The sequence below is a fragment of the Staphylococcus sp. CWZ226 genome (assembly GCF_018986355.1).
GTDB classification, from domain to species: domain Bacteria; phylum Bacillota; class Bacilli; order Staphylococcales; family Staphylococcaceae; genus Staphylococcus; species Staphylococcus simulans.
On the sequence record NZ_JAHMSB010000010.1, the window covers coordinates 43,159 to 69,654 of the forward strand.

At 35.7% G+C, this 26,496-nt stretch carries 27 protein-coding genes; 8 read left to right on the forward strand and 19 right to left on the reverse strand.

The window, feature by feature from the left end:
* Positions 1–3 precede the first annotated feature (3 nt).
* The 8 genes from pcrA to KRR19_RS08940 form a co-directional block, all read right to left on the reverse strand.
* The gene (pcrA, locus tag KRR19_RS08905; protein ID WP_216733596.1) at positions 4–2,199 is read right to left on the reverse strand and encodes a DNA helicase PcrA; all 2,196 of its coding nucleotides are present in this window, start codon (positions 2,197–2,199) and stop codon (positions 4–6) included.
* A 1-nt stretch (position 2,200) separates the two neighbouring features.
* Positions 2,201–2,890 (reverse strand): heptaprenylglyceryl phosphate synthase, encoded by a 690-nt coding sequence (gene pcrB, locus KRR19_RS08910; protein WP_002481683.1) that lies wholly within the window; start codon positions 2,888–2,890, stop codon positions 2,201–2,203.
* Positions 2,891–3,020: 130 nt separating this feature from the next.
* Positions 3,021–3,323: a YerC/YecD family TrpR-related protein gene (locus KRR19_RS08915; RefSeq protein ID WP_023015874.1), complete on the reverse strand. Its 303-nt coding sequence runs from the start codon at positions 3,321–3,323 to the stop codon at positions 3,021–3,023.
* A 115-nt stretch (positions 3,324–3,438) separates the two neighbouring features.
* Entirely contained in the window at positions 3,439–4,737 is a 1,299-nt protein-coding gene (gene purB, locus KRR19_RS08920) for an adenylosuccinate lyase (RefSeq protein WP_002481685.1), read from the reverse strand.
* 212 nt (positions 4,738–4,949) lie between these two features.
* Complete coding sequence (locus KRR19_RS08925; protein WP_002481686.1) at positions 4,950–5,123, reverse strand: NETI motif-containing protein; 174 nt, start codon at positions 5,121–5,123, stop codon at positions 4,950–4,952.
* A complete protein-coding gene (locus tag KRR19_RS08930; RefSeq protein WP_371099748.1) occupies positions 5,113–5,652 on the reverse strand; it encodes a DUF2179 domain-containing protein in 540 nt (179 codons plus the stop codon). Before KRR19_RS08930 ends, KRR19_RS08925 begins: the two co-directional genes overlap by 11 nt.
* Positions 5,653–5,742: 90 nt before the next feature.
* The gene (nadE, locus tag KRR19_RS08935) at positions 5,743–6,588 is read right to left on the reverse strand and encodes an ammonia-dependent NAD(+) synthetase (protein ID WP_002481688.1); all 846 of its coding nucleotides are present in this window, start codon (positions 6,586–6,588) and stop codon (positions 5,743–5,745) included.
* Positions 6,581–8,050, reverse strand: a complete 1,470-nt coding sequence (locus tag KRR19_RS08940) for a nicotinate phosphoribosyltransferase (protein ID WP_002481689.1) — start codon at positions 8,048–8,050, stop codon at positions 6,581–6,583. The genes nadE and KRR19_RS08940 overlap by 8 nt, the downstream gene beginning before the upstream one ends.
* Before the next feature lie 251 nt (positions 8,051–8,301).
* On the opposite strand from KRR19_RS08940, the gene KRR19_RS08945 reads away from it, so the two are divergent.
* Together KRR19_RS08945 and KRR19_RS08950 are read left to right on the forward strand one after the other, a co-directional pair.
* Positions 8,302–9,381, forward strand: a complete 1,080-nt coding sequence (locus KRR19_RS08945) for a nitric oxide synthase oxygenase (protein ID WP_156666811.1) — start codon at positions 8,302–8,304, stop codon at positions 9,379–9,381.
* Between the two features lie 31 nt (positions 9,382–9,412).
* Positions 9,413–10,219 carry a prephenate dehydratase gene (locus tag KRR19_RS08950; protein ID WP_002481691.1) on the forward strand — a complete coding sequence of 269 codons (807 nt, stop codon included), beginning with the start codon at positions 9,413–9,415 and terminating at the stop codon, positions 10,217–10,219.
* A 93-nt stretch (positions 10,220–10,312) separates the two neighbouring features.
* On the opposite strand, the gene KRR19_RS08955 is transcribed toward KRR19_RS08950, so the two are convergent.
* The 3 genes from KRR19_RS08955 to KRR19_RS08965 form a co-directional block, all read right to left on the reverse strand.
* Positions 10,313–11,689 carry an aldehyde dehydrogenase gene (locus KRR19_RS08955; RefSeq protein WP_023015878.1) on the reverse strand — a complete coding sequence of 459 codons (1,377 nt, stop codon included), beginning with the start codon at positions 11,687–11,689 and terminating at the stop codon, positions 10,313–10,315.
* A gap of 218 nt (positions 11,690–11,907) precedes the next feature.
* Positions 11,908–12,834 carry a manganese-dependent inorganic pyrophosphatase gene (locus KRR19_RS08960; RefSeq protein WP_002481693.1) on the reverse strand — a complete coding sequence of 309 codons (927 nt, stop codon included), beginning with the start codon at positions 12,832–12,834 and terminating at the stop codon, positions 11,908–11,910.
* A gap of 75 nt (positions 12,835–12,909) precedes the next feature.
* A complete protein-coding gene (locus KRR19_RS08965; RefSeq protein WP_105978628.1) occupies positions 12,910–13,461 on the reverse strand; it encodes a cysteine hydrolase family protein in 552 nt (183 codons plus the stop codon).
* A 119-nt stretch (positions 13,462–13,580) separates the two neighbouring features.
* Here KRR19_RS08965 and KRR19_RS08970 point away from each other — a divergent pair, with 119 nt between their 5' ends.
* Positions 13,581–14,699: a glycosyl hydrolase family 28-related protein gene (locus tag KRR19_RS08970; protein ID WP_057510877.1), complete on the forward strand. Its 1,119-nt coding sequence runs from the start codon at positions 13,581–13,583 to the stop codon at positions 14,697–14,699.
* A 65-nt stretch (positions 14,700–14,764) separates the two neighbouring features.
* Here KRR19_RS08970 and KRR19_RS08975 read toward each other — a convergent pair whose 3' ends face one another.
* Together KRR19_RS08975 and pglS are read right to left on the reverse strand one after the other, a co-directional pair.
* On the reverse strand, positions 14,765–16,327 hold the full coding sequence (locus KRR19_RS08975) for an SLC13 family permease (protein WP_156666810.1): 1,563 nt from the start codon (positions 16,325–16,327) through the stop codon (positions 14,765–14,767).
* A gap of 257 nt (positions 16,328–16,584) precedes the next feature.
* Entirely contained in the window at positions 16,585–17,619 is a 1,035-nt protein-coding gene (gene pglS / locus KRR19_RS08980; RefSeq protein WP_156666809.1) for a 6-phosphogluconolactonase, read from the reverse strand.
* Between the two features lie 167 nt (positions 17,620–17,786).
* On the opposite strand from pglS, the gene KRR19_RS08985 reads away from it, so the two are divergent.
* On the forward strand, positions 17,787–18,197 hold the full coding sequence (locus KRR19_RS08985) for a YolD-like family protein (protein WP_023015882.1): 411 nt from the start codon (positions 17,787–17,789) through the stop codon (positions 18,195–18,197).
* Positions 18,198–18,269: 72 nt separating this feature from the next.
* Here KRR19_RS08985 and KRR19_RS08990 read toward each other — a convergent pair whose 3' ends face one another.
* A complete protein-coding gene (locus tag KRR19_RS08990; RefSeq protein ID WP_096754678.1) occupies positions 18,270–18,446 on the reverse strand; it encodes a hypothetical protein in 177 nt (58 codons plus the stop codon).
* A 406-nt stretch (positions 18,447–18,852) separates the two neighbouring features.
* Between KRR19_RS08990 and KRR19_RS08995 the strand changes: the two genes are divergently transcribed.
* The 3 genes from KRR19_RS08995 (at position 18,853) to KRR19_RS09005 (ending at position 21,941) form a co-directional block, all read left to right on the forward strand.
* Positions 18,853–19,896 (forward strand): C45 family autoproteolytic acyltransferase/hydrolase, encoded by a 1,044-nt coding sequence (locus KRR19_RS08995; protein WP_216733597.1) that lies wholly within the window; start codon positions 18,853–18,855, stop codon positions 19,894–19,896.
* A gap of 293 nt (positions 19,897–20,189) precedes the next feature.
* The gene (locus KRR19_RS09000) at positions 20,190–21,239 is read left to right on the forward strand and encodes an ABC transporter permease (RefSeq protein ID WP_023015883.1); all 1,050 of its coding nucleotides are present in this window, start codon (positions 20,190–20,192) and stop codon (positions 21,237–21,239) included.
* Positions 21,240–21,257: 18 nt separating this feature from the next.
* Positions 21,258–21,941 carry an ABC transporter ATP-binding protein gene (locus KRR19_RS09005; RefSeq protein WP_105966998.1) on the forward strand — a complete coding sequence of 228 codons (684 nt, stop codon included), beginning with the start codon at positions 21,258–21,260 and terminating at the stop codon, positions 21,939–21,941.
* Between the two features lie 77 nt (positions 21,942–22,018).
* Here the strand turns inward: KRR19_RS09005 and KRR19_RS09010 are convergent, their stop codons facing one another.
* From KRR19_RS09010 to KRR19_RS09020, 3 genes are all read right to left on the reverse strand, one after another.
* Positions 22,019–22,855, reverse strand: coding sequence for a DUF4097 family beta strand repeat-containing protein (locus KRR19_RS09010; RefSeq protein WP_156666807.1), 837 nt, complete (start codon positions 22,853–22,855; stop codon positions 22,019–22,021).
* Positions 22,852–23,412 carry an HAAS signaling domain-containing protein gene (locus tag KRR19_RS09015; RefSeq protein WP_002481704.1) on the reverse strand — a complete coding sequence of 187 codons (561 nt, stop codon included), beginning with the start codon at positions 23,410–23,412 and terminating at the stop codon, positions 22,852–22,854. The genes KRR19_RS09010 and KRR19_RS09015 overlap by 4 nt, the downstream gene beginning before the upstream one ends.
* 148 nt (positions 23,413–23,560) lie before the next feature.
* Complete coding sequence (locus tag KRR19_RS09020) at positions 23,561–24,046, reverse strand: hypothetical protein (protein WP_226956295.1); 486 nt, start codon at positions 24,044–24,046, stop codon at positions 23,561–23,563.
* A gap of 221 nt (positions 24,047–24,267) precedes the next feature.
* Here KRR19_RS09020 and KRR19_RS09025 point away from each other — a divergent pair, with 221 nt between their 5' ends.
* Complete coding sequence (locus KRR19_RS09025; RefSeq protein WP_156666806.1) at positions 24,268–24,831, forward strand: thioredoxin family protein; 564 nt, start codon at positions 24,268–24,270, stop codon at positions 24,829–24,831.
* Between the two features lie 50 nt (positions 24,832–24,881).
* On the opposite strand, the gene pmtD is transcribed toward KRR19_RS09025, so the two are convergent.
* Both pmtD and pmtC read right to left on the reverse strand, forming a co-directional pair.
* Positions 24,882–25,610, reverse strand: a complete 729-nt coding sequence (gene pmtD / locus KRR19_RS09030; protein WP_057510883.1) for a phenol-soluble modulin export ABC transporter permease subunit PmtD — start codon at positions 25,608–25,610, stop codon at positions 24,882–24,884.
* A complete protein-coding gene (gene pmtC / locus KRR19_RS09035; protein WP_002481708.1) occupies positions 25,607–26,494 on the reverse strand; it encodes a phenol-soluble modulin export ABC transporter ATP-binding protein PmtC in 888 nt (295 codons plus the stop codon). Before pmtC ends, pmtD begins: the two co-directional genes overlap by 4 nt.
* Between the last annotated feature and the right edge of the window lie 2 nt (positions 26,495–26,496).

Below are 26,496 nucleotides of genomic sequence, written 5' to 3' on the forward strand. Positions count from 1 at the left end.
CCCTTAGTCCTCCTTCTTTTTAATCGGCGCAAAGTTCGCAAGTAAACGTTTCGGTCCTTGAGATTTAAAGATAATATCGAGTTCAACCGTACCGTTTTTCTCATTCACATTGCTGACCATACCTTCTCCCCATGCTTTGTGAACCACTTTATCACCGACGTTCCATGTTCCAGATGCCACTTCTGAACGTTTCGTTGTACGTCTGCTTGGACCGCGTTTAACAGGTCTTTGACTGCTGGAAGCTCCTGCATAACGACTCTCTGTTCTTGCAGGCTTATTCAATAAATCTTCAGGAATTTCTTTTAAGAATCTTGAAGCTGAGTTAGATTGTGTTTTACCAAATAACGTTCTGCTCGTCGCATGTGTTAAATACAACTCTTCTTCCGCACGTGTAATCGCCACATAACAAATTCTGCGTTCTTCTTCCATTTCGTGATCATCATCACTCAAAATAGAACGGATATGAGGGAAGATTGATTCTTCCATACCCATAATAAAGACTACCGGGAATTCCAAACCTTTCGCAGAGTGCATCGTCATCAATGTCACACCGTTTTCAATATCCGCTTCATCGATATCTGCGACTAATGATAAATCTGTTAGGAAATTGATTAATGATTGTTCTTCAAGCGGTGTGTTTTTCTCATAATCCATAGGAACAGACATAAACTCTTCGATGTTTTCTAAACGGCTGCGTGCTTCTAAAGTCTGGTCACGTTCCAACATTTCTTTATACCCTGATTTATTTAAGACTTCTTCTACAATTTCACTGACTTCTAAGAATTCTTGTTCTTGGATTAAATTTGAAATCAATGTATAGAAGTCTATCGCTTGTTTAGTCACTTTTTTGGTTAAACCGATAAAATCTGCTTCAGCTAAGGCATCAAACATACTTAAATCATTTTGTCTGGCATACGCTTGAATTTTTTCAACAGAAGATGGTCCGATACCACGTTTTGGTACGTTAATAATACGTTGTAAACTGATATCATCATTACTATTTGCGATTAAACGTAAATAACTTAATAAGTCCTTGATCTCTTTACGGTCATAGAACTTGTGACCGCCGACCATTGTATATGGAATATTCGATTTCATAAATGTTTCTTCAAGCACACGAGATTGTGCATTCGTACGATATAAAATCGCAATATCATTGAAGGATTTATTGTTTTCATGTTGCTGACGCATAATTTCTTTTACGACATATTGTGCTTCATCACTTTCGCTTTGTGCTTGGTAATAATTAATTTTTTTACCTTCTTGGTTCGCAGTCCATAGCCCTTTCGGCTTACGTTCTGTATTATTTTTAATTACTTCATTGGCCGCATTTAAAATGACTTTCGTTGAACGATAGTTTTGTTCAAGGAAAATCGTTCTCGCATTCGGATAATCTTCCTCGAATGACAAGATGTTTTGAATATCAGCACCACGCCAACCATAAATGGATTGGTCAGAGTCACCTACGACACATAAATTTTTAAATTTATCCGCTAATAGTTTCACAAGCGTATATTGTGCTCTGTTAGTATCTTGATACTCATCCACGTGGATATATTGGAATTTATTTTGATAGTATTCTAAAACGTCTGGCACACGTTTAAAGAGATTGATTGTAGTCATAATCAAATCATCGAAATCGAGCGCTTCATTTCGAGAAAGCTGACGTTGATATCCTGCATACACACGTGCCACCATATCAGACATAAAGTCTGTTGCTTCAATTTCTGCGTCTTCAACTGTTTTAAGTTCATTTTTCATATTACTGATGGCAGATAAGAACATACGCGGATCATAACGTTTACTGTCGATATTTTCTGTTTTCAACACATCTTTAATGACTGACTTTTGATCTGTCGGATCTAAAATCGTAAAGTTGCGCTCAATGCCGATACGATCTGCATCTCTTCTTAAAATACGTACACACATAGAGTGGAACGTTGACATCCAAATAACTTGTGCTTCTTCTCCTACTAATTTTTCAACACGTTCTTTCATTTCTCGTGCTGCTTTGTTTGTGAAAGTAATTGCTAAGACGTTATAAGGAGAAACGCCTTTTTCATCTAATAAGTACGCGATACGATGCGTTAGAACACGCGTTTTCCCTGAGCCTGCTCCGGCCATAATCAGCAGTGGTCCTTCAGTTGTACGGACTGCTTCGCTTTGTTCAGTATTCATATTGTCTAATAACGCATTCATCTTAAGATAACTCCTTTATTTTAACTGTTTTCAATGCTTGTTTGATATCGGTATAGACTAAATTGCCGACGACAATCGTATCTGCTTCTTTCGCCGCAACTTGCGCATCGCTTAATGAGCGGATACCGCCGCCATAAAACACATGTGCTTGTTCAACATTTTGTTTTGCAGTACGAACCATTTCCATATCTCCGAACGTGCCGCTATATTCTATGTACATGATTGGAAATTGATAGACTTTATCCGTCATCAATGCGTAAGCTTCAATATCTGATTCATCTAAATCTGTTTTGGCTTGTGTTTTCACCGCTGCTTTAGAATCAGGATTTAATATGATGTACCCTTGGAATTTGATTTCATCAAAATCCATCATATGACCGTAGTCTTTAAGTGCTTCTAGTAATAAGCCATTTTGGTATTGTACATCCGGGCTGTTTAAGACCATCGGGACAAAGTAGAAGTCAAAACCAGGCATGATGCTTTCTAAGTTGGAAATTTCAAGGACGAGTGGAAGCGGATAACGACGGACACGACTCATCAATTGAATGACATTGTCTTCAGTCACATTATCAGTTCCGCCAATCACAATTGCATCTGTATTTGACATACAGATTTTATCTAAATCTTCATCATTGATTGTCTTTGCAGGATCTAATTTAAATACATGTTGCCACTTTTTTATGTCGTACATTTTACCGTTTCCCTTCTTTTAAACATACATTTGATTATATCATTTTTACCACTTAGATTCTAAACGGATATGTCTAAACAAAGAAAAACAGAACCTCTCACATCATAAGATGTGCAGGCTCTGTTTTGAACTAGTCATTTGTTTCGATATTCATGCGATCTAATACGACAGTATAAGCGTCGTTACCCCATTGTAAGGAGCGTTTTACTCTGGAAATTGTCGCTGTAGAAGCACCTGTTTCTTTTTCAATCGTTGCATACGTATAACCTTGTTTAATCATTTTAGCAACTTGAAGTCTTTGTGATAACGATTGAATTTCATTTACAGTACATAAGTCATCAAAAAACTGGTAACACTCTTCTCTATTTTCAAGCGTTAGAATCGCATCAAACAGCTCATCTAATGCTTTACCGCGTAACTTCTCAATTTGCATATCAAACAACTCCTGTTCTTTGTGTTCATCTTTATCCTATTTTAACGTACTAATACATTAAAGTGTAGTCATGACCCTTAAGAAATTGTTGCGATATACAAATTTATGGTAAACATTAGTCAGCTAAACCAGCACGTTCGAAAATTGTATCCACTTGATTTAAGTGGTGTTTTGGATCGAAGGCTTTGTCTAAGTCTTCTTTACTTAATACATCTGTAATTTGTGAATCTTGTTCAAGCAATTCTCTGAATGGTGTTTTAGTTTCCCAAGATTCCATCGCTTTTGGTTGAACTAAGTCATAAGCTTGTTCACGTACCATACCTTTGTTAATTAATGATAATAACACACGTTGTGAATAAATTAAACCGAATGTTTTGTTGATGTTAGCCATCATATTATCTTCAAAGACTGTTAAACGGTCGATAATGTTTGTGAAACGATTTAATGCATAATCTAATGCGATTGTCACATCTGGTAACATAATACGTTCTGCAGATGAGTGTGAAATATCACGTTCATGCCATAATGGAACGTTTTCGTATGCTGTTGTAATGTAACCACGGATGACACGTGAAATACCTGTAATATTTTCTGAACCGATCGGGTTACGTTTATGCGGCATTGCTGAAGAACCTTTTTGGCCTTTCGCGAATGCTTCTTCTACTTCTCGTGTTTCTGTTTTTTGCAAGTTACGTACTTCAACTGCAAATTTCTCCATAGAAGTTGCGATTAAAGCTAATGTTGCGATGTAATACGCATGACGGTCACGTTGTAATGTTTGTGTTGATACAGGTGCAAAATCAAGACCTAAGTGTTTTGTAACGTATGCTTCGATTTCAGGTGGGATATTTGCGAATGTTCCGACTGCACCACTCATTTTACCTACTTCGATTTCTTTACGTACTTCTTTAAAACGTTTAAAATTACGTACCATTTCTTGATACCATAATGCCATTTTCACGCCGAATGTTGTCGGTTCAGCATGCACACCATGTGTACGACCCATCATTAATGTATATTTATATTTTTTCGCTTTCGCAGCTAATACTTCGATAAAACGTTCAATGTCTTTTTCCAAAATATCGTTTGCTTGTTTGATTTGGTAGCTTAACGCTGTATCTACAACGTCTGTTGAAGTTAAACCATAGTGTACCCACTTACGTTCTTCTCCTAAAGTTTCAGAAACTTGACGTGTGAAAGCAACAACGTCATGACGAGTTTCTAATTCAATTTCTTTCGCACGGTCTACATCTACACGCGCATTTTCACGGATTTTTTTAACGTCTTCTTTCGGGATAAAACCTAATTCACTCCAAGCTTCACATGCTAGGATTTCAACCTCCAACCATGCTTCATAACGATTTTGGTCTGTCCAGATTTGTGACATTTCTTCACGAGAATAACGTTCAATCATTTCATAAACTCCTATCTTAAAGTTTGATTTTAAATGTGGACGCTCACAGAACATGTACATTCTTCAAAATATCCTGCAAAACGTTCGACTTTTTACTCTTATACTCTCTATTTTAACAGAATTTTTTTCAAATGTATAAGGCTTTCCAAACTTTTATCTAAAAAGCCCAACTCGTATTTCATTTCAAAATACAAATTGGGCTTTCTGCACATTTATTGAATTTTCTTACCGACAAATTGTATATGTTGACGCTCAACTTCTATACTGCCGTCTTTATTTTCACGATAGACTGGTTTCTCAAACCGCTTCACTGGCATATAGCCCGCTTCACGCATACGTGCTAAACATTCTTGAATCGTTTCGTTTTCTGCTACTTCAAATTTCATCTGTATCATACGCCTTCAATCGTTTACTTCTAATACCTTTAACCCAGAAGCCGCCATGTAATGTTCGTGCTTCATAGGCAATGACGAATGCTTTGTCATCAAGTTGTTTGATCGTATCCATCAACTTAAGTTCAAAGCGTCTTGGTGTCAGAATTTGCATGACTAAACGTTCGCCGTCTCGACCATAAGCTGGGAAGTGTGTGACACCGTAACCTAAATTTCTAAGTTGTGTCGGTAAATCTAATTCGTAATTGGCTGTTGTCACATTGACTACTGAATAACCTAATGCAAGTTTCTCTTCAATTTTCATACCGACAATAATGCCGACAGAGAAACCAAACGCATAAGCTACAATATTTTGGAATTTATCCAAGTTAGCCATCACTAAGCCTAATCCGATAATATAGATTAACACTTCAAGGAAACTAACCGCTGCTGCGACATAACGGTAACCTTTTAAGGTAAGAATCGTACGAACTGTGAGACATGTCACATAAGCAACGTTAATGATAAAAATTGAGAGCAGCATCAGCCATGGGTTTGCTGAAATTACTGACAAAATATATTACCTCTTTTCAAATTGAAATCTAGCTTATTTTATCAGTCGACTGATTATTTGTCACTCTTTTTCTTTCGATGATTCTGATTTTGGCCAAGTGTAGCGCGTGTATGCTAATTCTCGCTTATGCGCATTTCTTAAGTAGTGGCCTTCAATTACTTTTTGATCTTTTTCAGACACAGGTTTGCCTTCTAAATAATCATCAATCGCATCATAAGTCACGCCTAATGCTTCTTCATCTGGAAGTTGCGGTTTGTCATCTTCTAAATCAGCAGTCGGCACTTTTTCATAAAGATGTTTCGGTGCATTTAAGTATGCCAATAATTGACGCCCTTGTCGCTTATTTAAGCCGAATAAAGGCGCTATATCTGCAGCACCATCGCCATATTTTGTGAAGAAGCCTGTAATATTTTCTGCAGAATGATCAGTTCCGATGACAATACCGCTTTGGTTTGCCGCAATCGCAAATTGAACTTTCATACGTTCACGTGCTTTTTCATTACCGCGTTGAAAGTCTGTTAATTCAAATCCAGCTTCATTCAATGCATTAACACTTTGATCAACTGCCGGTTTAATATTAACCGTGACAGTTTCATCTGGTTGAATGAACTTCAAAGCATCTTCAACTTCATCTGCGTCTTTTTGTACACCATATGGTAACTTAACTGCGATAAAGCGTACGTTTCTGCCTTCTTCTCGTAACTGTTCTACCGCAATTTGACACAAACGACCGGCAAGTGTTGAATCTTGGCCGCCTGAAATCCCCAATACTAACGATTGGATAAAACCATGACTTTGAACATAGTGTTTAATAAAGTGAATGAGTTCATGGACTTCACTTTCACTATCGATGGATGGTTTAACTTTCATTTCTTTGACAATAATATCCTGCAATTCACTACTCATGTCGTTCCTCCATTTCTTTGACATCTTCTGCGACTTCAAAGATTTTTTGTTGTTTGTTATCCCAACATGCTTTACTTAAATCAACAGGGTACTCTTGAGGGTTCAAGAAACGTTTGTTTTCTTCCCATAGATGTTCTAAATTTGTTTTTAAGAAGGCTTGGGCTGTTTTTTCGTGTGGTAATTCATAAACTAATTTACCTTCAGTATAGATATCTTTATGCAGATCAATCGCTTCGAATGATTTTACTTTCTTACTTTTATACGTATGCACCGGGTGGAACAATTTCAATGGTTGTTCTGCATACGGATCTTCATGTGCAAGTGTAATATAATCCCCTTCTGCTTTACCTGTTGCTTTATTAATAATACGATAAACATTTTTCTTACCAGGTGTTGTTACTTTCTCCGCATTGTTTGATAGTTTAATACGGTCTTGATACTCACCTGATTCATCTTCTACAGCAACAAGTTTATAAACTGCTCCTAATGCTGGTTGATCATAACCTGTGATTAACTTCGTACCTACACCCCATGAGTCGACTTTCGCACCTTGTGCTTTCAAACTCATGATTGTTTCTTCGTCTAAATCGTTAGATGCAATGATTTTCGCATCAGTGAAACCTGCTTCATCTAACATTTTACGTGCTTCTTTAGATAAGTAAGCAATATCACCTGAATCTAAACGTATACCGATAAAGTTGATTTTATCGCCTAATTCTTGTGCCACTTTAATCGCTGTCGGCACACCTGATTTTAACGTATGGAAAGTATCTACTAAAAAGACACAGTCTTTATGACGCTCTGCATATTTTTTAAATGCAACATATTCATCACCATAAGTTTGTACAAAAGCATGCGCATGTGTACCGGATACAGGAATACCGAATAATTTACCCGCTCTGACATTACTTGTAGAATCAAAGCCGCCGATAATAGCTGCTCTTGCTCCCCATAATGCTGCGTCTTCTTCTTGTGCACGTCTTGTACCAAATTCCATTAATAAGTCGTTAGGTGCGACTTGTTTAATCCTGCTTGCTTTTGTCGCAATCAACGTATGGAAGTTAACGATATTTAATAAAATCGTTTCAATTAATTGTGCTTGAATTAATGGTGCCTCTACCCTTACTAAAGGCTCATTATTAAAACATACTTCGCCCTCTTCCATTGCTCGAATGTTTCCAGTAAAGCGCAAGTCTTTCAAATAATCTAAAAAGTCATCTTGGTAACCAATAGATTTTAAATATGTTAAATCCGTTTCAGTAAAATGGAAATTTTCGATAAATTGAATAATTCTGCGTAATCCATTAAATACAGCATAACCGCTGTCGAATGGCATCTTGCGGAAATATAAATCAAAGACCGCCTTTCTTTCATGAACATTATCATACCAATAACTTTCAGCCATATTAATTTGGTATAAGTCATTATGAAGCATTAAGCTGTCATCTCTAAATTGATACATAACTTTCTCCCCAATCAACCTTTTTTTGTTTAGTTTATCACATTCTTATAGGCTTTTATACATTCCCCGTTAGGGGGTATGTCATTCTTCGTACAATTGTACCGAAATTGAAATTAAATCAATTAATTTTGTAAATACTTTTTTATTAATGTAATAATTTTGTCAGATTTAGTTGGATTTCTATATTTTGTGTGACATCTTTACTAGGGGTTTTCCCTTATTACTCCTATAATAAAGATGAGGTGAAGAAAATGTTATTAGAGAAAGCGACTGAATTTATTCACACAATGTATCGAGAGTTGAATTATGACGAAAATGTTATTCAAGAGAGATTAGAAGCAATCGAAAAGGAAATTAACGAAACTGGCACGTATCACCATACGACGGAAGAACTGACATATGGTGCACGTATGGCCTGGCGCAATTCCAATCGTTGTATCGGACGATTATTTTGGGAAACGTTAATCGTTCAAGATGCACGTGACGTCAAAGACAATGATGCCTTTATCGAATCTATCCACAAACATTTAGACGAAGCGACAAACGGTGGAAAAATTCAATCTTACATTACGATTTATGCGCAAGAAGAAGATCATCCGCCTATCATCTATAATAATCAATTAATTCGCTATGCAGGTTATGAAGATGCCGGGGATCCTGCGGAACGCGAGATGACTAAAACTGCACAACACTTAGGTTGGCAAGGTGTAGGTACAGATTTTGATGTTTTACCATTGATTTATAAATTGCCTGGTGAGCGCTTCCCGCGCCTGCATGATTTACCTGAAGAACTGGTCCTAGAAGTTCCAATCGAACACCGCCATTACCCTAAACTCGCTGACTTAGGATTGAAATGGTATGCAGTACCGATTATTTCTAGTATGGATTTAAAAATCGGCGGTATTACTTATCCAACAGTACCATTTAATGGCTGGTATATGGTAAATGAAATTGCTGTACGTAATTTTACTGACACATACCGCTATAATTTAATAGAAAAAGTTGCAGAAGCGTTTGAATTTGATACACTTAAAAATACTTCATTCAATAAAGATCGTATTATGGTAGAACTGAATGATGCAGTGTATCATTCGTTTAAAAAAGTAGGCGCATCGATTGTCGATCACCTAACAGCTGCTAAACAATTCGAACACTTTGAATCCAATGAAGCAAAAGCCAATCGTGAAGTTACTGGAAAATGGTCTTGGCTCGTACCATCACTGTCACCTACTCTGGTTTCGAACTATCATCATGGGTATAAAAATGTGATGAAAGAACCAAATTTCTTTTATAAGAAACCAGCAGAAACAACTGGGTGCCCTTTCCATTAACTGTGCGTCACATCAAAGGGGAAATGCAAAAATGAATTTATATTATTTAGGTCCAAGGGGTACATTTTCATATCTTGCTTCTAAAAAGTATTTAACAGAAACAGAAGCTGACTATCATCCAAAATCCAACTTATATGAAGTCGTTCAAGCAGTTCAAAATGACTCAGATAGCATTGGTATTGTACCGATTGAGAATTCAATTGAAGGAACAATCAACATCATCGCAGATGGCTTAGCACATCAAAATATATACGCTATTGGTGAAATCCATTTAAATATCCAATTCGGATTATATGCTTTAGCTGGTACACCAATTGAAGCGATTGATACAGTATATTCTATCGCACCTGCAATCAGTCAAACTAACCAATTTATCCAGCGTCATCAATTTCAAATCGGCTATTCAGAAAGTACCGTTCAAAGTTTAGATTTTATTGATGAACATACGGGCGCGATTGCACCGCTAGGTATCAATGAAGATCATCGTCTAGAAGCAATTGAACAAAATATTGAAGATTTTCCACATAATGTGACCCGCTTCTTAATCATAGGTAATCACTTAACTATCGCTGAAGATGCGACAGACACTGTATTAATGATTACACCAGAACAAGATAGAGCCGGGTTGCTTGCGAATATTTTAAATACATTCGCAATTTTCAATATCAACTTATCTTGGATTGAATCACGTCCGCTTAAAACACAATTAGGCAGATATCGCTTCTTTGTCCAAGCCGATGCTACGCTTAATTCTGAATTAGACAAAGTGATTAAAATACTTGAAACCTTAGATTATCAAGTGAAAATCATCGGTTCTTTCAAGAAACAAACTAAATAAGATATATTCTAAATAAACTGGGTCGAACCTTGCTTTCAAAGTTCGACCCAGTTTTATTATTGTTATTCTACTTCAATCAGATAGTTCATTTTACTATTTGAATAAGTTTTTAATATAAGAGAATTTCCCTTTGTAAGGCGGGAATATTATTCCAGATTCTAAGCGTGTAGTTTTATAAATATATGACTTCTCGTGTGTGAACGTATAGAACGAATACTTACCATGATACTTACCGAAACCAGAAGCGCCTACACCGCCGAATGGCAGATTTGGATTCGCTAACTGCATTAACGTATCATTGATAGCACCGCCGCCAAAGGATAGTTCATTTAACACACGATCCGTATTGTTTTCATCTTCACTGAACAAATAGAGTGATAACGGACGTGTTCGTGCTTGAATAAATTCAACCGCTTCATCAAATGTTTGATACGTCAACAACGGTAAAATCGGTCCAAAGATTTCTTCTTCCATCACTGAATCTTGTGGAGTCACGTTATCTAATACCGTTGGCGCAATATAACGTGAAGGTTCATGTGTTTCACCGCCGATAGCCACTTTATCTTGATTGTCCTGAATCAACGCTTGTAAACGCTCAAAATGCTTATCATTCACAATGCGTCCGAAATCTTCACTTTTATCCGGTTCTTTGCCATAGAACTCTTTAATAGTACCTTGCAAGGCCTTGATCAAGTCTGCTTTGACCGACTCATGGACCAAGATATAGTCAGGGGCTACACATGTTTGACCCGCATTGATAAATTTTCCAAACGCAATACGTTCACTTGCAACTTTCAAATTTGCTGTCTCATCTACAATAACCGGTGACTTGCCGCCAAGTTCTAACGTCACAGGTGTCAAATGACGACTTGCTGCTTCATATACAATACGTCCGACACGTTCACTGCCTGTAAAGAAAATATAATCAAATGGTTGTTCTAACAAGACTTGTGTCTCTTCAACACCGCCTTCAACTGAAGTAATATAAGCTGATTCAAATGCTTCTTCAATGACTTTTGTAATCACAGAAGCTACATTCGGTGTCAGCTCTGAAGGTTTGATAATTGCTGTATTACCAGCTGCGATCGCACCAATTAAAGGTTCAAATACAAGTTGAACTGGATAGTTGAAAGGTCCGATAATCAAAACTGTGCCTAATGGTTCTTTTTTAATATAACTTTTACTCGGGAACAAATAGAGCGGCGTGTTCACTTGTTTCGTTTTCGCCCATTTATGTATATCTTTACGAGCGGCACTGATACTTTTTAATACGACACCGATTTCGGTCGCATACGCTTCTACTTTATTTTTTCCTAAGTCTAAATGCAATGCGGCTAAAAGTTGATTTTCATATTTATTAATCGCATGTTTCAATGCTTTAAGTTGTTTTCTACGGTATTTAATATCTTTAGTAATATGCGTTTTAAAATACCCTTGGCAGTCTTTAAATTTTTCCTCGATTGATTTCAAAGGTTCTCTAACTCCTTTCGTACAATTATCCTTGTTACTCAATTTTACCCTAATTTTAATCTTTTATAATGATTTTATTACTTTTACCAACACTTCAATTACCAAAATTTATAATAAAAAACTGGAAAAAGCAAGATGACACAATGAATGCTTGTTTGTTTATCATCTTAGCCCATTCCAGTTTAATCTATATTCATGTATAAACAGCGTCTAACTGCTTATGATAATGTTTCAGTGATTGGCGGTACGATTTGTTTCTTACGAGATACTACACCTGGTAAGAATGCTGTGTTGTTATCTAACTCAACACCAAATGCTTGCGCAATTTTATCTTTGTCTTCACCTAATACTAAGATAGCTGAATCACTATTTAAAATATCTGTCGCAACTAATACGAAGATATCATATTCAGCATTATTTAATGTTTCAGTGATAGCTTGTTCTAACTCAGCTTGACGGCCTAAAATTTCATTTAAGTCTACTGTGTTAACTTGGCCGATACGTACTGTGTAATCACCCATGTTGAATGATTTTGCATCTGCATTGATTAATTCAACTGCTGTTTTATTCAATGTAGAAGCCCCTGCTTTTAACATTTCTAAACCGTATTCTTGTGCATCTACACCAGCAATTTTTTCTAATGCTTTTGCTGCGTCTTTATCTTGCTCAGTGCAAGTTGGTGATTTGAATAATAAGCTGTCTGAAATGATGGCAGATAACATTAAACCAGCGATTTCCGGTTTGATATCAAAGCCTTTTTCATTGAACATTTTGTATAAAATTGTTGCTGTGCAACCTAGTGGTTCTGCACGGTAGCATAACGGACCAGCTGTGTGGAAGTTAGCGATTCTGTGGTGATCCACAACGTGGCGGATATTGGCACCTTCAATTGAATCTGCACTTTGTTGGAATTCGTTATGGTCTACTAAAATAACGTCTTTACCTGTTAAATCATCTGATAATAATTCTGGTGCTTCTACTTTAAAGTAATCTAAAGCATATTGCGTTTCAGGGCCCACTTCACCTAAGCGATATGCTTTCGCAGAAGTATTGCCGTTTAATTGTTCAAATTCAGCCATAATGATGGCAGAGTTAATTGCGTCTGTATCTGGACTTTTATGCCCGAAAATATAAGTACTTTCCATGTCCTGAGACACTCCTTGTCATTAATTATTGTAATTCATACCTATTTAATCCTATTTTATCACGAGTCTATTCTGTTATTCTACCTTCGCACCTAAGACATTTTTAAAATGTTCTAACGCAAAGTTATGACCTTCTGGATTAAACGATGCAACACCTTTTGTCGGTATAGTGATTGCATACCCTTTATTATAACCGGAAATAGCTGTATGCAGTACACAAATATCTGTACATACACCAACAATTTCGATTTCAGTAATACCGCGTTCACGTAATAAACTATCTAAAGGTGTACCAAAGAAAGAATCGTAGCGGCGTTTATCTAAATAATGCACATGTTCATGTGATTCAATTTTTTCATAAACATCTTTAACTTTACCGTATAAATCTCTTCCTGAAGTGCCTTCGATATTATGCGGCGGGAATAATTTACTTTCTGGATGATACGGATCGTTTTCATAATGCAGATCCATCATGACAAAGATTGCTTCCCCTTCTTTATCATACGCTTCCATACGTTCTGCGATAAAATCGTCTAGCGCCTGACCAGGTTCTCCACAAGTCAACTTGCCGTCCGGTGCGACAAAATCATATGAATAATCTACAACAATTAAAGCTTTTTTTGCCATAATGCGTTACCCCCAATTTTGTGATATCTTGTTAATTAATAGGATAACCTAAATTTGACAAATTATCGAGTTTACCCCGTTTTATACAAACAATGAAATAAAGAAAGCAGGTCAAAACCATGTTGATATACCCAACTGAATTCGGATTAACAGGTCAAAATAAACATAAGGATACAAAAGCATTACAGCATGCATTAAATCTCGCAAAACAACATCCAGGCAGTATGATTTTTGTGCCGAAAGGAGAATTTCATGTCAAACGTGCCTTAACAATTTATGAAGGCACGACATTATTCTTACATGAAGAAGCAATTATTAAGCGTCAAGGCAAAGATGCATTACTTAAAAATGGGATGCGAAATGGACTTTATCATGGTTATACTGGCAATAGCCATATCACAATTATCGGCGGTACATTCGATATGAATGGCAGTCGTATTCCAGACAACAACACTGCGATGTGCTTAGGTCACGCGCAAAGTATTGTATTATATAATATCCGCTTCAAAGACATCGTCGGCGGTCACGCAATTGATGCATGCGGTGTTGAAGATACGCTGATCACACGCTGCAGTTTCGAAGGCTTTTTAGATATTGATGGTGATCGCAGCTTTTCTGAAGCAATACAACTTGATATTCAAGTACCAGGTGCTTTCCCTAAATTCGGAACGCGAGATGGTACAATTACAAGAAACACTATGGTTTCTGAATGCTATTTCGGTCCTTCAGAAACACCAGGCTTCAAGAGTTGGAATCGCGCAATCGGTTCACATGCAACACGTCACAATCAGTTTTATCACGATATTTTTATCTATCGCAACACATTCCATCAGACACAAGATTTTGCGTTGACACCTTTTAAAGCACACAGCTTATATATCATGGACAATCATTTCTTAAATTGTGCTGGCGGCGTGCGTTTTTTAGGCACGAAAGATGATAAAAACACTGCAGATGTACTGACTGGACAACGTATGGGAGCTCAAGGCGGTCGTGAACTTTATATTATTAATAACCAGTTTGAAGGGCCTATGACCAAAGACGCGATTCATATTCGCGGTTACTATAATACGCAGCACAAAGATGTATTAATTGCTGAGAATCAGTTTGATACATCACAAACTTTAACATTGCATGATATTGATGGTCTGTATTTAGATCAACCAGAACTAAAACCTGCACAAATCAAACGTCGCAACCTTTCACACATCTATCAATCACCAACACTTAAATCATAATTAAAATTAACATAAAAGAAGGAGATAGGTTTAAAGTACAATACTTTAGCCTATCTCCTTTATTATTATTTAAGTGGTTTTAATGGTTCGCTAATATCTATACCTAATGCATATGGCATTAAGAAATAAACTACTAATATAATGAGAACTGCACTAATTAAGTTGACCCAGAAGCCGACACTTGCCATTTTCTTAATAGAAATCAAACCTGTCCCGAAGACAATGGCGTTCGGTGGTGTACCGACTGGCATCATGTAAGCACAGTTTGAAGCCATTGCGGCTGGCACCATTAATAATAATGGGTGCACGCCGATTGCGACAGATAGTGTTGCTAAAATTGGTAAAATCATAGTCGCAGTCGCTGTATTGGATGTAACTTCTGTTAAGAATAACACAAACATAGTGATTACAATCACGATGAGTAAAGGACTGACACCATTTAATGCTGTCAATTGTGCACCTAACCATTTCGCTAAGCCGCTCTCTGAAATACCTTTTGCTAGAGCTAAACCGCCTCCGAATAAGATCAGTACGCCCCATGGCAATTCTTTCGCAACTTCCCAGTCAATAATGCGTTTGTATTTTTTATTATTTTTAGCTGGAATAATGAATAATAAAATTGAGACGAACATCGCAATCGTACCATCTTGAACAAGTGAGGTCGGTCCCCATTGTTTGAGTAAAAACTCTCTGATAATCCATAAAATACTTGCTGTGGTAAAGACAGTGAAAACAACTTTCTCTTCAAATGTGACTTTGCCTAATTCTTTCAACTTGGTTTTGATTAAATCATCACCGCCAGGCAAATGTTTCAATTCTTGTTTAAAGGCAACAAAACGTAAGTAAACCCAAGCCAAGAATAATAAGATAATAACTGTCGGAATACCAATCAACATCCATTTCGCAAAGCTGATTTCTTCACCGAATGCTGTATGGTATTGCCCTTTCAAAATAATTAAAGGCGGTGTTCCAATCAATGTTCCCATACCGCCAATCGTTCCTGCATAACCGATCGCAAGGACTAATGACTTTTCAAATTTAGATAAATTGTGTTTATGATGTTCTTTATCGTTCAAAGCTTTCGCTTCTGCGATAATCGCTAAGCCGATTGGAATCATAATCATTACTGCTGCTGTATTAGATACAAACATTGATAAGCCGCCAGTTGCTAACATAAAGCCTAATAAAATTTTCCCAGTACTTGTTCCGATACTATTGATAATAATTAAAGCTATGCGTGTATGTAAGTTCCATCTTTCCATCGCAATCGCAAGCACGAAGCCGCCTAAGAATAAGAAAATAATATCATTACCATATTCAGAAGTAACTTGTGCAGGATCCATGACATGACCTATCGGCATCAGCACTAATGGCATTAAGCTGGTTGCCGGAATAGGAATCGCTTCTGTAATCCACCACACCGCAATCCATGCAGTACTTGCTAAAACGAAAACCCCTTGATGTGATAAACCTTCAGGATGTACAAACATTAAAATCAACGCAAAGAGTACAGGTCCTAAAATCAAACCTATTAATTGGCCTAAGTTATAAGATTTTTGTTTCTTTGGTTGAGAAAAGAATGTCAGACGTCCCGGTATGCGAAAAGTTGTTTGATGTGAATGACGCATAACCAATCCCCCCTTGAATTCAACATGTTTTACTTTAAATCAATCGAAAATTAAATCTGATACTGATTTAAAGCACCCCTGTACATGTTGTTTTTTTAATTTTATCACAAAAATCCGTATATTTAACCAAAATAATGCAAACGGTTACATAACCTTTTATAATTCATATGATAAATAATTCTTATAACATTTCCATAAAAAAACCAGCACCTATCAAAAGATGCTGGTTACTCTATAGCATTTACAACTGTTTTACTTTAATCAAAAATGACACAGACACCTTCTGCAGCATGTTGTTTGTCATCTGTTAATGTCAGTTGGCCTGTTTTTTTATTACGTTTTAAAACAGTCACTGGAGAATCCCCTTCTTGATGTGCACATACAATATATTGATCATCATCTGAAATATTGAAATCACGTGGGAATTCACCGCCAGTTTTCACGATTTCAACTAATTTTAATGTGTCACCTTTGTCGCTGACTTCGAATACTGCAATACTGTCGTGACCACGGTTGCTGACATATAAGAAACGTTGATCATGAGATAAATGTACTGCAGCTAGTTTCGTTGCTTCTCTGAAGTCATCTGGAATCGTTACATAAACGCCTACTTCTTCAAAATGGCCGTCATCATATTTGGTAACACTCACTTTATTTGAAAGTTCATGTACAACATATGCATAAGGTTGATTTTCATGGAATGCGATATGGCGTGGGCCATAACCTGCAGTAAATTCAGATACCGCTGCTTCATGATAGCCTTCTTCATCATATGTGTAGCTGACTACTCTGTCTGTACCTAAATCGCACGCAGCAACATATTTTTTATCTGGAGTTTGTTGCACATAATGGACATGTGCATGTTCTTGACGTTCATGCGGGCCTGTCGGATATTTATGTTCCAACTCTTCAATTAAACGTACAACTTCACCTGTTGCTGCATCTAATTCGTATAAACGTAAAAGTCCTGCACCATAGACCGCTTCAAATAAATAATTGCCATCTTCTGATACAGAAATATAACATCCTGTGCCTTCGACAGAGTCTAAGCATTTATTAAGTAAAGTCAATGTGCCGTCATTTTCAACTCTAAAACTTGCGACACCGCAGCGTTCGCCTTCTTTCGTAATCGCATATAAAAATTGATTGTGGCGTGCAATAAACGTAGAAGCCTCAATTTCATAGGCAGTCGCAACTTCAGTGACTGCTGCTTTGTCTTCGTCTAATACGAAGCGGTAAATCCCTTTACCCTCTTTCTTTGTGTAAGATCCAATATAACCTGATTTCGTCATATTATTACCTCCTCATCTTAACTCCTATTGTACGGGATTATTCTGAAAAATGATAATAGTTCAATTCTGAAACGGTTTTCTTCTGCTAAACTATTAATTACAGTTGAAAATACGAACAAGTGTTCGTATAATGAAATTATCAACTCTTACTCAAGCAGGTGATAGTGATGGAAACGTCTAAAGAAGAAACAGATTATCGAAAAATTCCACGGGAGGAGCTCGATGCGAATATCCCGATGGGCAGAGGCATGGTGAAATGGGCACCTTTTGCGACATTGCCCGAACAGTTTGAACGTCTGCATCAATATGCGGTGGATCAAACTAAGATAGAACGCCCTATTTTATCTGAAGATCAAATTCATGAATTGAACCAACAGATTCATATCGCATTTCAAGAACAATGTCCCATTCGTGTGCGCTACTTTAAAGGAGGTTGGATACAGACTATCAAAATGATGCCAGACAAAATCAATTACTTAGATCAAGTCTTAATCGGTATCAATTTGAAACAACAGCAGCAAATTAAACTTTCTTTGCTTGATATTGTCCAAATCACATTATGTCGTAACGCTTCTTAGCCTTTTAGACTCATGAAAAAAGCACTTGCTGAATTCAACTCAGCAAGTGCTTTTACATTAATTCTATTACAATTAATTACTGTTGCCTGATTCAATATCAGCAACGATTTCTTTTGTTCTTCTTTCGATATCTTCAAAGTCTTTCTTGAAGATGAAAGCAAATACAGCCACACCTACGCCAACTACAACTGACACGATAAGTGCTAAACTGAAGAAGAATTTAAAAAAGCCTTTAATAAAGTCTAACATTTTGATTTCACCTCTATAAAAATAATCGCCTGCATGCTCTAATAATAGCATACTTAAATTGGTCATTAAAACATATACCCTATATTAAAAAAGCTAAAGCATGTCTAAAGCCATTATACTAAAAAGAGGCTAACCGAAAAAGGTTAACCTCTTAAAATCACAAGAATTACGTATTACGCGCCTCTCCACCATCTGTAAACAGCGGCATATGCTTTATTATAATAATCTTGTACCATATGAATCACCTCTAAACGTAATCTATCTTCGTTTCAAGTGACATTTACAAACCGTATTTACAGTTTTTTCTCTACATATATATTATAATATGGTTTGATTTCCCAAGTCTATTAATAAATAATTACATTCTTGTAACATTATCAAGAGAAACATTAAGGGGTTATTTTGAATGCAAAAAGTACACTCAGATATTATGACATTTCGAGGATCACATTATGATTTAGGTGTTGAAACAGGCAAGTGGATGAAAACAACTAAACTCATGCAAAATAGAGAAAAAGAATGGAAGAAACGCTTACCACGCTTTGATATCGATGTTAATGAAACACATGCAATCTTCCAACAATATGCACCGCAAATTTGGGAAGAATTAATGGGTATGCGTGAAGTGCTTGAGTTACCGATTAAACAAATTGTTTTTAATTTTGCACATTATCGCTTTACACCTATTAAGAAAGACAGCGGCTGTACAGTCTTTCTTGGCGACAATTATTTAGTGCGCAATTATGACTATCATCCTGCCACATATGATGGTCGCTATTTATTATATGAACCAAATGACGGTGGATTAGCCCAAATTGGTCCTACTTCTCGCGTCACAGGCAGAATGGATGGGCTTAATTCTGCGGGTCTCGCTATGGGCTATAATTTTATGCATCGTAAACATCCGCAAGACGGGTTTGTCTGTTATATGATTGGACGCTTAATTTTAGAACTTTGTCGTGATACAGATGAAGCCATTCGTTTATTAAAAGAAATTCCTCATCGTAGTTCATTCAGTTATATTATGATGGATAAACATAATCAACACGCGATTGTAGAAGTGACACCTAGAGGTCTAGATGTACGTTATGATCGTACGTGCACTAACCATTTCAAGTTGCTGACGCATGAAAATCGTAACTACACAAAAGAATCTAAAGCACGATTAGCTAAAACTTTAAAACAAACAGATATCCATATGGATAAAATGAAAGCTTTTGAAGTTTTTAATGATCCGCAATATGAAATTTACAGTAAGCTCTTCAGCAGCTGGTCTGGTACTATTCATACATCTATGTATCAACCAGAAACAATGAAAGCTTGGATCAGTTTAGGCGAAAATCAAACACCTGTATGTATTGATTTTAATCAATGGCTTAACCACAACGAACTAGACATTACCTCTCTTCATGGCAAAATCGATACAGACATTGCCTTCGCATCTGAATAATAGATTAAAAGCGGAAAGACACTGTGCTAAAGTCTTTTCGCTTTTATTTTTATCTGCTCTATTAGAAAAAACAAGACTTTACTTGATTTAATAATATCTTGAAATTCTTTATCCCAATCTAAATTAACTCCCAACCCACTTCTTTTATTAAAAGTATTCGCAAAAAAGTTTGATACATTTTGTTTTATTTTTCATATTTGAGTTATATAAGTTATAATTGATTAATTAAGTTGATAGTCTTCAATCATAATCAACTCAACATTCAAAATTAAATACTCGAGAGGAGTTCTCCTATGTTTTTAGCTTGGAACGAGATGAAACGAAATAAATTAAAATTCGGATTAATCATCGGTGTGCTGATTATGATCAGTTACCTGCTCTTTTTACTTTCAGGCCTTGCGAGCGGTTTAATTAATATGAACCGTGAAGGTATAGATAAATGGCATGCAGATGCGATTGTCTTAAATAAAGATGCGAATCAAACTGTCGCTCAATCTGTCTTCGATACAAAAGAAACAAAAAATACATTTAAAGAATCCGCGTTACTCAAACAATCTGCCGTTATTGTTTCTAATGGTCAAAAAGAAGAAAATGCCCTCTTATTCGGGGTATCCAAACAATCATTCTTAATTCCTAAATTACTAGAAGGACATAAATTTAATAAAGATAATGAGGTCATCGCAGATGAAACTTTAAAAGATAAAGGCTTTAAAATCGGCGATAAATTATCTTTATCCCAATCAGATGAAAAGCTGAAAATTGTTGGATTTACGGAAAGCGCAAAATATAACGCATCACCTGTATTATTCGGTAATTATAATACAATTCAAAGTATCAACCCGAAATTAACCAAAGATAAAACGAATGCTGTGGTGGTTCGTGACAAAGATTGGAAAGATAAATCACTCAATTCTGATTTAGAAGCAGTCAGCATTGAAAACTTCGTTGAAAATTTACCTGGTTACACTGCACAAAATCTGACACTTAACTTTATGATTACTTTCTTATTTATTATTTCAGCAACAGTCATCGGTATTTTCTTATATGTCATTACACTTCAAAAAACAAACTTATTCGGTGTATTGAAAGCACAAGGTTTCACAAATGGTTACTTAGCTAAAGTCGTTTTAGCACAAACCTTTATGATTTCTTTAATCGGTACATTAATCGGATTAGCACTGACACTAATCACAGGTGCCTTTTTACCGAATGCTGTGCCTGTCGCATTTAATCCTGTGACATTAATCATCTATGGACTTGTCTTGATTGTTGTATCACTCATTGGAAGTCTGTTCTCTATTTTAACGATCCGTAAAGTAGACCCATTAAAAGCCATTGGATAAAAAGGAGTGAAAATACTAATGTTAGAGTTTAAAGACGTCACGAAGCGTTTTAAAGATGGTAATAAAATTATCGAAGCTGTTAAACCAACGACAGTACAATTTAATAAGACCGAACTCGTCGGCATCATCGGCCCCTCTGGATCAGGAAAAAGTACGTTCTTGACGATGGCCGGAGCATTACAAACACCGACTGAAGGTGAAATTTATGTGAATGGCCAAGCCATTACACATCTTTCTCAAAAACAATTAGCACATACGCGTATGAACGAAATCGGCTTTATCTTGCAAGCCACAAACTTGGTTCCTTTCTTAACAGTCAAACAGCAATTTACCTTGTTGAAAAAACAAAAGAAAGATGTGCTAAGTGATGAAGCACTGACTAACTTATTAGAACGATTAGGTTTAAGTGAAGTTCAAAATAAGCTGCCAAGCGAAATTTCTGGCGGCCAGAAACAACGTGTTGCGATTGTTAAAGCATTATATACGAATCCATCTATTATCTTAGCCGATGAACCTACCGCTTCACTAGATACTGAAAATGCGATGGAAGTCATGAACATCTTAAAGAAAGAAACCAAGGAATTAAATAAAACCTGTCTTGTCGTAACACACGATGAACGTTTAATGAAATTCTGCGATAAAGTATACCAAATGGAAGACGGCGTTTTAGAACAACAACAAACAGAATCCAGCACATTATAATTGAATAGAAATATAGACAAAGAAAAACGATTTTCATCTAACATTTGATGAAAATCGTTTTTTTGTTGAAACGTTCATTATTCGATTGTGATATTACCTTTATTCGTATAGAATTCTAAAACATTTTCACCCTTACCGACTTTATCATTTTTAAAGTGAGGATTTTTTACCAACTTCTTACCTTCAGCAGGGTTTAATCTTAACAGTGTATCTTTCGGCGGGTGTAAATAGCTTAACGTAATATTGCCACTTTTCGTTGAGGCTTTAATATCACAAGAATTCGCCATCTTTGAGAAATTGATATGACCCGTACCTAATATAAAAATACTTTCTTTTACTAATGAATGATCTCCACTGATACCGCCAGAATGAATTTTGAAATTGCCGTTTTTTAACGTACTATTTTCAAATGCCAACTTACTGCTCTCTGATTTCATATCTACACTTTCCAACTTGGAATCTTTAATATGTACATCTGAAATGTTATTCCAAATTGTGGTTGTCGCAGCTTGTACACCATCCAATTTAATTGCGCCGATATCTGTTGAAATATTAATATCATTTAATTGTTTCTTTGGTACCTCGACAATCATTTCTTGTTTCGTTCTTTTGTATGGATTAATATTAGGCGCTATTTCATCCTTTTTATCTTCAGAAATTTTAAGGATATGATTATGTTCTGAGAAATTAATAGGACGTTGTCCTTTATATTTAAGCTTCAATTCCTTACCTTGTACAATTTTGATGTCTGCACGATTGCCGCTGATTGAAATATCTTGAATGTCTTTATTATGAAATGTCTTTTCAACACGCTCCTCTGGCAAATTACTTTGATCATGAACAAACCAGACTAAAGTGCCGAGTGAGAAGAAAGCAACAAACGTGATCAAGCCGATTAATAAAAGTTTTCTCATGCGCTTATGCTCCCTCTAATCAATTTCAAATTCCAACGTAAATACTTCAGAATTAATTTATAAATCACTTCAACCAACTTGAAGATAAAGACAATAAAGATAATTCCAAGACCTGTGTAACTAAAGGCAAATAGGAAATCGCTGAAAACAAATTGTGAAAATCCGCTCATCACATTCGCTACAAATAAAATGATTGGAGATAATAAAAGCACGAGCGAAGCAAGCAATAATATAATCATAAATATAACCACAAAGAATAATGGAATCAATATGATAATTAAAGATAAAATGCCTAGACCTAACGTAGCGAGAACAGCTTTGGTGACATTTTGTGCGTTCGGCGCATATTCAGCATTCTTGATAGCTTTTTGCGCATAAATTTCTTTCGCTATTTTTTTCGGGCTTTCCATTTCATTTAGAATATCGTGTTCTGAGCGCCCTTCTCTTTCACCTTCGTAGAACACATCTTCGTATTCATACATAATTTTATCTTTTTCGTCTCTAGGCAACCATCTTAATTCACTTTCTAAATCATTTAAAAATGTAATTTTATTCACAATGGCCACCTCCAAAATCTACTTGAATTATACTTTAACTTGCAAAGCTTTTAAAATGTTTCCCCTTTGGCCTAAAGAAAATATTATCTTATGTAAAAAGATGGCCGCTTAAATTGCCTTTCAAGTACGCCATCTTTAATTAGAATTCTCATTTGAAATATTCAATTCGTTTAATTTCATCATCTTGATATAAGACTTTAAGTTTTAAATGATTTTCTTTATCAACGTAATTCAACGTTTTATAACCATTCTTACCTTCTGTTAATTGGTAACTGCTGCCTAGTGCTTGAATGACATCGCTGATATCATCTCCTACTTTAAAGCCCATGTTCGTTTCAATTTGTTTATCCTTAATAACAACCATTCCATTAATTTTATGATGTGCCTTATCAACTTTCACCACAAAATTAGGATGCTTATCATTGTAATAAAACGCAAAGCGGTCGACTTGAATATTATGATTTTCATTAAAACCCTTTGGATTAAATGATTGATTCATCTTCATGTTGTTAATTGTCATTTCTGATAAATCAACTGATTTTGTACTACTCATATACCCTGAAATCAATAAAGTTATTACACTTATCGTTGAAAACATAAGTACTGCGACTAATTTATACTTCAAAAGAATCACTCCTTTTTACTGCTCTTTCGTATGTATTTTTCGCACATATTTATCATACTACTATTTTTAGAAATTGCACGGTGCTATTTCACTTATATATTACTTTTTCTTCAAAATATATTAACTACATTTGCAACACTATATAATCTTTAGAATTTTCACAACCTTTCCTTTTAATTCCGAATCATTTGTTGATATAATATTATCAATTAACAAAGGGGGTTTTATCGATGACAAAATTAGAAACATATTTTCAAAATGCTCAAGATTTAGATACGTATATCTCTGAGATGAAAGAAAATCAAGAAGGTCTACTTAAGATTTATGAAAGTTTTACAGTACCTGAAGATGATTCACGTATCGAACAAATCAAGCAAAAGTCATATCGTAAAGTACTCGCAATTTCTGAAGATTGGTGTGGGGATGCCATGATGAATATTGCGATCTTAAAACATATCAGCGAATTGTTAGACCTCGAAGTACGCGTCTTTCATAGAGACCAAGACACAGACTTGATTGATCAATATTTAACGAATGGTAAAGCACGTGCGATTCCAATTTTCGTATTCTTAAATGATCAATACGAACAAGAAAATGTATGGGGCCCACGCGCAAAAGCTGCACAAGTCTTCGTTGAAGAAACTAGAAAAAAATTACTTCCAGATAAAGATGATGAAAATTATGATGAAGCCGTACAACAAGCTCATGTTGTCATCAGCAACCGCTTCAAAACAGATTCAAATCTTTGGAAAGAAGTTTACAACTCTATCATGAACAAATTACTGAACCCATAATAAAACTGCCGGAAGCTAGAGTACATGAACTAGCATTCCGGCTTTTTTGATTAAATATCTTTTTTTGTAATGTATAGCGTATTAGCAACAAATAAGACAACAATTGAAGCCGCTGAAATAAACCATTGCCAATTACTGAATTTGAAGTCCCCTGTCGTTGTTTTGTTCGTTAAATAACTGAACGGAATATACTTCAATGCTTTTTGGATATCATCTCCAATTTTCGGAATCATAGGTAGAAATGGTTCCGCAAATGGCACAATCAAGACTAAGAATATACCTAACGCATAAATCAATGCTGGTTTTGGTACGATTAACGCTACCAAGAATAACAACAGACCAAAGAATAATAAGAAAATAAAGTAGAACCATAAAATCTGCAACATCTTCTCATCTTTCACATCAGGTCCTTTTGTAACGGCTTGAATAATTAAAACAAGCACATCTAAAAGCACTGTGATTAAAATCGCGATAAATGCGATAGATAAGACTTTCGCAATAAAATACTTTATACGATTGCTCGTTTTGTTTAAATACAATTGAATCGTACCTTGAGAAATATCTCTTGTGATTGTTTTAATCATAAACAGTAATCCAACTATAGAGAAGAACCAGCTACCCATGGCCATAATAATATCTCCATCTACTTTATGCATTTGTTGATTAATCAATGCTGTCATCCCGATAATTGGAAGTAATGTTAAAATAAGTGCTAAATACGTTAATGGACTTCTTAAGATACTGATAATGTCATGTTTTACGAGTTGGAATAGATTCACTTTTTCTCACCTCTTTGATTAATATTGAAGTACGTATCACGTAATGATTGTTTACGTGTTTCAATGTATTCTGGGAAGACGTCTAATCCTGCAAGTCCTTTTAATAATTCTTTGTAATCTTTGATTGATTTTAATGAAATTTCACCAGAATCTTTATGACTTTGTAAGATACTGAAATGAATCGTCAAATAATCTAAAACCTCTTTAAATTTCTCATCTGATAAGTCTTTTCCTAATTCCAAGACTGTCACATCTGTCGGTGTCCCTTTCGCCATATCCACATCTTGTACAAAATGGCCATCTCTTAAGAACACTGCACGGTCACAAATTAATTCAATGTCTTCTAATTTATGACTCGAAATCAAAATTTTCATATCTAACTCTTTAACTAATCGCTGAATGGTCTCAAGCACATCAATTGAACCATCTGGATCCATACCGTTTGTCGGTTCATCTAAAATTAAATATTTCGGTTTATTCATCAATGACACTGCAATCGCAAGTTTTTGTTTCATACCCATAGAGTATTTTTTGACTTTCTTTTTGATATAAGGCGCCATGCCGAATGCATCAATAATACTTTGTGCATAAGCTTTGTCGTAGCCTTTACCTAAGACTTGCGCAAAGATTTTCAAATTATATAAGCCTGATTTATTATCATAAAGTTTAGGGTGCTCAATTAAATAACCGACGCGTTCATCAGGACCTAAATTTACCTTTCCTGAGTAATTAATAATGTTGCCGTTCATGACTTTCATTAATGTCGTTTTACCTACACCGTTTTTCCCAATCAAACCGACAATGCGGCTTTGATCAAATTTAAAATCAATATTATCTAATACCTTGTTAGAACCGTATTGTTTTGTAATATGTTCAAGTTTCATCA